At 72.6% G+C, this 8,807-nt stretch carries 8 protein-coding genes; 4 read left to right on the top strand and 4 right to left on the bottom strand.

Annotated elements, in window-relative coordinates:
• The first annotated feature begins 205 nt into the window (after nt 1-205).
• The 3 genes from QH283_RS18210 to QH283_RS18200 are packed head-to-tail and all read left to right on the top strand — an operon-like array spanning nt 206 to nt 2,789.
• The gene (locus tag QH283_RS18210) at nt 206-502 is read left to right on the top strand and encodes a DUF6285 domain-containing protein (RefSeq protein ID WP_280504193.1); all 297 of its coding nucleotides are present in this window, start codon (nt 206-208) and stop codon (nt 500-502) included.
• Entirely contained in the window at nt 499-1,518 is a 1,020-nt protein-coding gene (locus QH283_RS18205; RefSeq protein ID WP_280504192.1) for a phosphotransferase family protein, read from the top strand. Before QH283_RS18210 ends, QH283_RS18205 begins: the two co-directional genes overlap by 4 nt.
• An 8-nt stretch (nt 1,519-1,526) precedes the next feature.
• Nucleotides 1,527-2,789 carry an acyl-CoA dehydrogenase family protein gene (locus QH283_RS18200; RefSeq protein ID WP_280504191.1) on the top strand — a complete coding sequence of 421 codons (1,263 nt, stop codon included), beginning with the start codon at nt 1,527-1,529 and terminating at the stop codon, nt 2,787-2,789.
• On the opposite strand, the gene QH283_RS18195 is transcribed toward QH283_RS18200, so the two are convergent.
• From QH283_RS18195 to QH283_RS18180, 4 genes are read right to left on the bottom strand one after another with little or no spacing between them, the layout of a single operon-like run.
• The gene (locus QH283_RS18195; RefSeq protein ID WP_280504190.1) at nt 2,776-3,666 is read right to left on the bottom strand and encodes an SRPBCC family protein; all 891 of its coding nucleotides are present in this window, start codon (nt 3,664-3,666) and stop codon (nt 2,776-2,778) included. The genes QH283_RS18200 and QH283_RS18195 overlap by 14 nt on opposite strands.
• Nucleotide 3,667: 1 nt before the next feature.
• Nucleotides 3,668-4,210 (bottom strand): (2Fe-2S)-binding protein, encoded by a 543-nt coding sequence (locus QH283_RS18190; RefSeq protein ID WP_280504189.1) that lies wholly within the window; start codon nt 4,208-4,210, stop codon nt 3,668-3,670.
• Nucleotides 4,203-5,078 (bottom strand): FAD binding domain-containing protein, encoded by an 876-nt coding sequence (locus QH283_RS18185; protein ID WP_280504188.1) that lies wholly within the window; start codon nt 5,076-5,078, stop codon nt 4,203-4,205. The genes QH283_RS18190 and QH283_RS18185 overlap by 8 nt, the downstream gene beginning before the upstream one ends.
• Nucleotides 5,075-7,426, bottom strand: a complete 2,352-nt coding sequence (locus QH283_RS18180) for a xanthine dehydrogenase family protein molybdopterin-binding subunit (RefSeq protein ID WP_280504187.1) — start codon at nt 7,424-7,426, stop codon at nt 5,075-5,077. Before QH283_RS18180 ends, QH283_RS18185 begins: the two co-directional genes overlap by 4 nt.
• Before the next feature lie 237 nt (nt 7,427-7,663).
• Between QH283_RS18180 and QH283_RS18175 the strand changes: the two genes are divergently transcribed.
• A complete protein-coding gene (locus QH283_RS18175; protein WP_280504186.1) occupies nt 7,664-8,776 on the top strand; it encodes an XdhC family protein in 1,113 nt (370 codons plus the stop codon).
• The last annotated feature ends 31 nt before the right edge of the window (nt 8,777-8,807 follow it).

The following is an 8,807-nucleotide window of genomic DNA, read 5'->3' as shown; positions in this document are numbered from 1 at the left end:
CCAACCGCGGCCCGCCCCCCCGGGCCCCTGCGCCCCCACCGCCGGCCCACCCCCCCGCGCCCCTCCGCGGGCTCGGCGGGCGTGCGCGGGGCGTCGCCCCCCCGGCCCGGCCCCCCTGGGGCGGGGCGGGGCTATTGACGGGGCATGGGGGATCGGCCAAATTGATGGGGTCCCATTTTCCGGCAGTCCGACGAGGGAGTCGCCTGTGCAGAACCGACCGACGGCAGCCGAGCTGCTGGAATCGCTGGCCGAACTGCTGGAGGACACGCTTTTGCCCGCGCTGCCGCCCGGATTGCAGCATCGTACGCGGGTCGGGGCGAACCTTGCGCGCATCCTCGGCCGCGAGGTGCAGCTCGGACCCGAGGCGGCGCGCCGTGAGGCCGACCTGCTGGCCGCCGTGCCCGAAGGCGACGAGGAAGCGCTCTGGCAGGCACTGACCGAGGTGGTGCGCGCCGATCTGGCGATCGCCAAGCCCGGCTACGACTCCTGGGAGGGCGAGTGAGCGCCGATCCGTCCGCCGGGCTCGCGGCGGTCCTGGCCGAAACCTACGGCAGCCCGGTGCGGGTCACCGGGCTGGAATTCCTCTCCGCCGGCGCGCGGCGGCGCAATGTCGCCTTCACCGCCGAGATCGAGGGGCAGGGCTCGCGACCGCTGGTCGCCACCATCGTCCCGCCCGCCGTCGAGATCATGACCGTCGACGCCGAGGCCGCGGTGCGCGAACTCGCCCGCGCGCACGGCGTCCCGGTCCCCGCCCTGGTCGCGGTGTGCGCGGATGCCGCCCGGATCGGCGAGCCGTTCCTCGTCTCCGAGCGCATCGACGGGGAAACGGTGCCGCGCAAGGTGCTTCGCCTGATCGACGCCACGGGCAACGCCGAGACCGTCGCCCGCCAGTGGGGCGCGGCCATGGGCGCGCTGCACGCCATCGACCCCGCGTCCGCCCCCGAGGCTCTGCCCGCCGCCGGTCCCGACCCGGCCGCCGACGCGCTCGCCGAAGCCGAGAAGGGCGTGCGCACACTGCTTTCCGATCGTCCGGTGTTCGCGATGGCACTGCGCTGGCTGGAGCGCCGCCTGCCCGCCCCACCGCCGCGCACCGCCCTGCTGCACACCGACCTGCGCAACGGCAACATCATCGTCGCCCCCGACGGCCTGGCCGCGGTGCTGGACTGGGAGGGCGCGCAGCGAAACGGCGACCCCATGCGCGATGTGGCCTGGCCCGCGCTGCGCATGTGGCGATTCCGCAACGACGACAAGGAATTCGGCGGTTTCGCCGATCGCGACACCTTCGTGCGCGGCTACGAGGAGGCCGGTGGTGTCTTCGACGTCGACCGGTTCCGGTGGTGGAAGGTGATGGGCACCCTGTCCTGGGGGGTCGGGCTGGCCGGTCAGGCCGCCGCGCACCTGGACGGCACCGTCCGCGACATCGTCATGGCCGCCAGCGGCCGCCGCGTGTCGGAGATCGAATGGGACCTGCTCATGCAGATCCGCCCGAGTTCGATCAGCCCCGGCACGAAAGCTTAGGAGAAACCATGGATTTCGAACTCCCCGAGGAGCTGGCCGCCTACCTGGAGGAACTCGACGCCTTCATCGAGGCCGAGATCGTGCCGCTCGAGCAGACCGGCGACAACGTCAAGTTCTTCGACCACCGCCGCGAGGACGCCCGCACCGACTGGGAGCGCGGCGGCCTGCCCACCGAGGAGTGGGAGGCGCTGCTGGCCGAGGCCCGTCGCCGCGCCGACGCCGCCGGTCACTACCGCTACGCCTTCCCCAAGGAATACGGCGGACGCGACGGCACCAACCTCGGCATGGCCGTCATCCGCGAGCACCTGGCCCGCCGTGGCCTCGGCCTGCACTGCGACCTGCAGAACGAGCACGCCATCGTCGCCAACAACGTCGGCCTGCTGCTGATGCTCGAATACGGCAGCGACGAGCAGAAGGCCACCTGGGTAGACGGCCTGGCCGAGGGCACCAAGTTCTTCGCCTTCGGCATCACCGAACCCGAACACGGCTCCGACGCCACCCACATGGAGACCACCGCCGTGCGCGAGGGCGACGAGTGGGTCATCAACGGCGTGAAGACCTGGAACACCGGCGTGCACATCGCCGACGCCGACCTCATCTTCGCCCGCACCTCCGGCAAGGCGGGCGACGGGCGCGGCATCACCGCCTTCCTGGTCCCCACCGACGCTCCCGGCTTCACGGTCGAGGAGTACCTGTGGACGTTCAACATGCCCACCGATCACGCCCGCGTCTCGCTGAACGGCGTGCGGGTGCCGCACTCGGCGATCTTCGGCGAGGAGGGCCGAGGCCTGGCCGTGGTGCAGCACTTCTTCAACGAGAACCGCATCCGCCAGGCCGCCTCCAGTCTCGGCGCCGCCCAGTACTGCGTCGACCAGGCCGTGGCCTACGCCAAGGAACGCAAGCCCTTCGGCAAACCGCTGGCCGCCAATCAGGCCATCCAGTTCCAGCTCGTCGAACTGCACACCCAGTGCGAGATGCTGCGCGCGCTGATCCACAAGACCGCCTGGTCGATGGACACCTACGGCAATTTCGCCGTCTCCGAACAGGTCTCGATGTGCAACTACTGGGCCAATCGGCTGTGCTGTGAGGCCGCCGACCGCGCCATGCAGGTGCACGGCGGCCTCGGCTACTCCCGCTACAAGCCCTTCGAGCACATCTACCGCCACCACCGCCGCTACCGGATCACCGAGGGCGCGGAGGAGATCCAGATGCGGCGGGTCGCCGGCTACCTGTTCGGCTTCATGGACCGGGCCTCGGTCAAGGGCGTCTAGCCCGCCCGCACCGGCGTCGGCGGGCCAGGGCGAACAGGGCCGCCGCGCCGAGGAGAGCGGCGACCGCCACCACCGCGCGGTGAACGGGCGTGATGCCCGCCGCGGCCACCAGGTCGATCGGCTCCGCGCCCCGGCGCGGGGTGATCGGGCGGACGCTCGCGCCCGGTGTGGCGACGCCCGTGCCGCTCGTCGCGGTGGCGGCGCCACCCGCTGCCTTGCCCGCACTCTCGGGTGAGGCGTCATCGGCTGCGGCGGTGGGTGCGGGCCGGCCGGGCGACGTCCTCCCGGCCCCGGACGCCGCGGCGGCTCCGGCCGACACGGTCGCTGCCCGGTCGGCTGGTGCTCCGGTGACACCGCCGGGCGTGGTCCGGCCCGAGCCGGTCGCGGGGGGGTCGGTGAGTTGGGTGGCGGTGAGTTCGGTGGCGGTGAGTTCGGCGGCGGTGAGTTCGGCGGCGAGGTTGTCGGCGAAGGCGCCGATGAGGGTGCCCGCCACTTCGGCGAGCGCGCCGCGGCCGAACTGGGCGGGTTTGCCGGTGACGGCCAGATCGGTGTCGACGAAGACGGTGGTGACGCCGTCGGATTCGGCGAGGCGGCAGGTGATGACGGCTTTGGCGGTGCCGTTGCCGCGGTTCTCCCGGCCGCTGCCCTGGAAGACCGCGACGCCCTCGTCGCGGTCCTGGGAGACGACCTGGATCACGCCCTTGTAGGACAGGCCGACCGGGCCGAGCTTGACCTTGATGCGGCCGTGGTAGTCGTCGCCCTCGCGGGCGGTGATGGTGGCGCCGGGGACGCAGGGGGCGAGGCGTTCGAGGTCGAGCAGCACCGGCCAGGCCTGGTCGGCGGGGACGGGGATGGTGAAGGTGTTCTCCAGCTTCATGTCACTTCTCCGGGGCGGCGGCGGTGGTGGCCGCGTGGTCGATGGCGGCCCCGTCGCCGGTGGCCCGTTCGGTGGCGGCGGCGCGGACGGCGCGCAGGATGCCCTGGTAGCCGGTGCAGCGGCAGAGGTTTCCGCTCATGGCCTCGCGGATCTGCTCGTCGCTCGGTGCGGGGTTTTCGTCGAGGAAGGCGGTGGCGGAGACGACGAAACCGGGGGTGCAGAAACCGCATTGCAGGCCGTGGTGGTCGCGGAAGGCGCGCTGCACGCAGGACAGTTCGCCATCGGGGCCGGCCAGGCCCTCGACGGTGGTGAGTTCGGACCCGTCGGCCTGTACGGCGAAGACCAGGCAGGCCCGCACCGCGGCCCCGTCCAGCAGTACCGTGCACGCCCCGCACACGCCGTGCTCGCAGCCCAGGTGGGTGCCGGTGAGGCCGAGACGTTCGCGCAGGTAGTCGGCCAGGGTGAGCCGGGGCGGGACGCGGTCGCGGCGGCGCACGCCGTTGACCACGACCCGGATCTCCACATCCGGTGGGGTGTCAGTCATCGCTCGCCTCCTCGAGAGCGCGCCGCCAGGCGCGGGTGACCATGACCGCGCCAACCCGGCGGCGGTAGTCGGCGGAACCGTGCACGTCGGCGGGAACCGAGTCCAGCTCGGCGGTGGCCGCCCGGCCGATCTCCTCGGCGTCCACCTCGGCGGCGGGACGGCCGACGAGTTCGGCCTCCACGGTTCTGGCCCGCAGCGGGGTGGGGGCGAGGCCGAACACCCCGATCGCGGCCCGTTCGATCCGGGAATCGGCGTCGAGGGTCACCGCGATCGCCGCCCCCGCCATGGCGAAATCGCCCGCGCGCCGGGTGAATTCCTCGACAGCGAAACCCTGACGGCCGTACCTGGCCGGGAAGTCGATGCCGACGAGCAGTTCGTCGGATGCCATCGCGGTGCTCCACAGGCCGGTGAAGAAGTCCGTGGCGTCGATGGCGCGTTCGCCGCGCGGGGACAGGGTGCGCATGCGGGCGTCCAGAGTCAATGCGACCGCGGGGTATTCGGCGGCGGCGTCGGCGTGGGCGATCGCACCGCCGATGGTGCCGCGGTTGCGGATCTGGAAGTGCCCGATCAGCGGCGTGGCGCGGTGCAGCAGCGGCACGTGCCCGCGGACGGTGTCGTCGCGGCCGACGCCGGCGTGGGTGGTGCCCGCGCCGACGCGCACGGTCTCGCCGTCGAGATCGATGCCGCACAGTTCGGTGACCTTGCGCAGGTCGATCAGGTGCTCGAAGGCCGCGAGGCGCAGGGCCATCATGGGCACCAGGCTCTGGCCGCCCGCGATGATCTTCGCCTCGTCGCCGAGTTCGGCCAGCAGGGAGACGGTTTCGGCCGCTGTCTCCGGGGCGTGATAGGTGAACGCTGCCGGTTTCATCGCGTGCCCTTCCCGGTGTGCTCGGCGGTGGCGGTCGAGATCATGTCGACGATGCGGGCCGGTGACAGCGGCAGCCGATCGATCTCGACACCGAAGGGCGCCAGCGCGTCGGCCACGGCGTTCAGGACCGCGGGCGCGGAGCCGATAGCCCCGCCCTCGCCGACGCCCTTGAACCCGCCCGGCCCGCTGCTGCGGGTCTCGATGTGGCCGATCTCGATGTCGGGCACCTCGGCGGCGGTGGGCACGAGGTAGTCGAGGAAGGTGGTGGCGACCGGGTTGCCGTCGCCGTCGTAGGCGAGGTGTTCGTAGAGCGCGCCGCCGATGCCCTGTACGGTGCCGCCGTGGATCTGGCCTTCCACCACGTTCGGGTTGATCATCGGGCCCACGTCCTCGCTGACGATGTAGCGCAGCAGGGTGACCGCGCCGGTGGCGATGTCGACCTCGCAGGTGCACACGTGGGTGGCGTTGGCCCAGATCATCATCTGGTCGGCGCGGTGGCGGCCGGTCGCCTCCAGACCGGGTGGCACGCCGGGGGGCAGGGCCTCGGTCTGGAAGTAGGCGATGTGGGCGATCTCGGCCAGGGTGAGTGATTTGTCGGTCCCGCGCACGGTGGCCCTGCCCCCGGCGAACTCGACGTCTTCGACGGTGACGCCGAGGGTGTGGGCGGCGATGGCGACGATCCGTTCGCGCAGGAGCTGCGCGGTGGCCGCGATCGCGCCCGCGGCCATGGAGCCGGAGCGGCTGCCGTTGGTGCCGCCGCCCATCGGGGCCACCGCGGTGTCGCCCTGCAATGTCTGCACGTCGGCGAGGTCGACGCCGAGTGCGTCGGCGGTCAGCTGCACGGCGGTGGTCTCCAGGCTGTTGCCCGCCGAGCCGCCGGACAGGTGCACGTTCACCGTCCCGGTGGGGGCGATGCGAATGGTCGCGCCCTCGGTGCTCAGGAACGGCGTCGAGCCGGTGGTCGGCTCGATGTAGGTGCAGGTGCCGACGCCGAGATAGCGGCCCCGCGCGCGGGCGGCGGCCTGTTCGGCGCGGAAGGCCGGGTAGTCGAGCATGCCCAGCGCCTGCTCGAAGCATTCCAGCGGGGTGGCGTCGGAATAGGGCATGCCGTTGGGGTTGACGGTGGGCATCTCGTCGCGGCGCAGCATGTTGCGGCGGCGCAGCTCGACGGGGTCGATGCCGATCTGGCGGGCGGCGGCGTCCAGCAGCAGTTCGCGGGAGAGGGATTCGAACTGCCACGGGCCGCGATAGGCGACCCGGCCGACGGTGTTGGAGTAGTAGGAGGTGGTGCTGAATCCCGCCTGCGGCACCCGGTACGGGCCGGGGAAGAGCATGCCGACGGCGATGGAGGAGGTCAGCGGCGAGGGGATCGGATACGCGCCGACGTTCTGCACGTGCTCGATGGTGGCGGCCAGGATGGCGCCCTCGGCGTCGAAGGCCATCGCGACCTCGCCGTGTTCGTGGCGGGCCATGCCCGCCGACATGAGGTTCTCCTGGCGGTCCTCGATCCACTTGACCGGCACGCCCAGCTTGCGTGCGGCCAGTGCCACGCAGCTGTCCTCGCGCTGCGGGGCCACCTTCTGGCCGAAGCCGCCGCCGGTGTCGCGCACGATCGCCCGCACCCGGTGTTCGGCCACGCCGAGCAGCCGGGCGAAGAATCCGCGCACCTCGTGCGGAGACTGGCTCGACGTCCAGACGGTCAATTCGCCGGTGGCCGGGGTCCATTCGGCGATCACGCCGCGCGTCTCCAGCGGGACGGGGGAGTAGGCCTGCTGGTGGATGGTGCGCCGCACGACGTGGGCGGCTTCGGCGTACACCGGCTCGAGATCGGCGGGCGGGCGGCCGGCCAGACCGCCCGCGGAATTACCGGGGCAGTCGGCGTGCACGCGTTCGGATGCGGTGGCGGCGGTGGCGTAGTCGACCACGGGCGGGAGCGGGTCGTAGTCGACGATCACCAGTTCGGCGGCGTCCTCGGCGAGGTAGCGGTCCCGGGCGACGATCATGACCACCGGGTCGCCGACGAAGCGGACCTCGCCCTCGGCCAGCGGCGGACGCGCCACCTCGGGGAAGCCGGGGGTGTCGAGCGCGTAGGAGATCTCGGCCACGCCGGGGTTGAGGTCGGCGGCGGTGTAGACGGCCAGCACGCCGTCGAGCTCGAGCGCCTCGGAGACGTCGATCTCGCCGATGGCGGCGCGCGGCAGCGGGCTGCGGACGAAACAGGCGTGCGCCATGCCCGGCCTCGTGACGTCGTCGACATAGGCGCCGGCGCCGGTGAGCAGGCGGGCGTCCTCCACGCGGGGGACGCGGCGGCCGACCGCGCCGGTGACGGGAACGTCGGTGCTGGTCATCGCCCGCACCGCCCCGGCCGGGTGGGCGGACGTGTCCTGCTGTGCGACGGCCTGATTCGGATCATCCGGCGGTACCTCCGTTCCGTGGCGCGGGCGCGCGGCCACCGCACCCGTTCGTCAGTAGAGTATGCCTCAATAGAGAATCCAATGCTGGAATTGCGAGAGGAAGATTCTCGTGATGCTATTCTCGCAGGAGAACCGGTGGTACGCCGGTCCCGCCGGGCAGAGGAGGCGATCATGCGTGAGCTGGCCGGCCAGTTGACGCGCTGGCATGCCGAGGGGACGCCCTACGCGCTGGCGACCGTCGTCGGTGTGCGGGGAAGCGCGCCGCGCGCGATCGGGGCCGTGATGGCCGTCGACGCGGCGGGGACCGTGCGGGGGAGTCTGTCGGGCGGCTGCGTGGAGGGCGCGGTGCTCGAGGTGTGCCGGGAGGTGCTCGCGACCGGGAAGCCGGTGCGGGAGCGCTTCGGGTACGAGGACGCCGATGCCTTCGCGGTCGGGCTGACCTGTGGGGGCGAACTCGAGGTGTTCGTGCAGCGGGTCGGCGCCGCCGAACACCCGATGGTCGAGGCGGTGCTGCGACGGGATGTTCCGGTCGCGCTGGTCCGCGATCTCGGCACCGGGGCGCTGCTGGCGGTCACCGCGCGGAGCACGACCCCCTCGTCGGCGGGGGATGCTCGGCCGCCCGCCGTGGTCGAACTGGCCAGGGCGATGCTCGCGGCGGGGGCGACCGGCGTCCGCACGATCGGCGGCGGCGCCGACCAGCGGACGGTGCTGATCGAATCGTTCACCACCCGCCCGCGCATGATCGTCTTCGGCGCGACGGATTTCACCGTCGCCCTGTGCCGGGTCGGCGCGCTGCTCGGCTACCGGGTCACGGTGTGCGAGGCGCGGCCCGCCTTCGCCGACCCCGCCCGCATCCCCGAGGCCGACGAGGTGGTGGCCGCCTGGCCGCACCGCTACCTGCGCGACACCGAGGTCGACGCGCGCACGGTGATCTGCGTGCTCACCCACGACCCGAAGTTCGACATCCCGGTCCTCGCCGAGGCGCTGCGACTGCCGGTCGCCTACGTGGGGGCGATGGGGTCGCGGCGCACCGATCGGGAACGGCGGGCGAAACTGCGGGCGGCCGGGGTGAGCGAGCGTGACCTCGCGCGGCTGCGCTCACCCATCGGGCTGGAACTCGGCGGACGGACCCCGGAGGAGACCGCCGTGGCCATCGCCGCCGAGATCGTCGCGCTGCGCAACGGGGGCTCGGCGCGGGCGCTGTCGGCCACCGACCGGCCTATCCACCCGCGACCGGTGGACGGCGAGGAATTCCCGGCCGAGACCGGCGTGCGGAGCGCGTGAACGGCTCCCGTCGCGGCGGGCGCGCCCGCTG

It is taken from the genome of Nocardia farcinica (genome assembly GCF_029867845.1).
GTDB lineage: Bacteria > Actinomycetota > Actinomycetes > Mycobacteriales > Mycobacteriaceae > Nocardia > Nocardia farcinica_A.
This window is presented reverse-complemented; position numbering and strand designations above follow the sequence as displayed.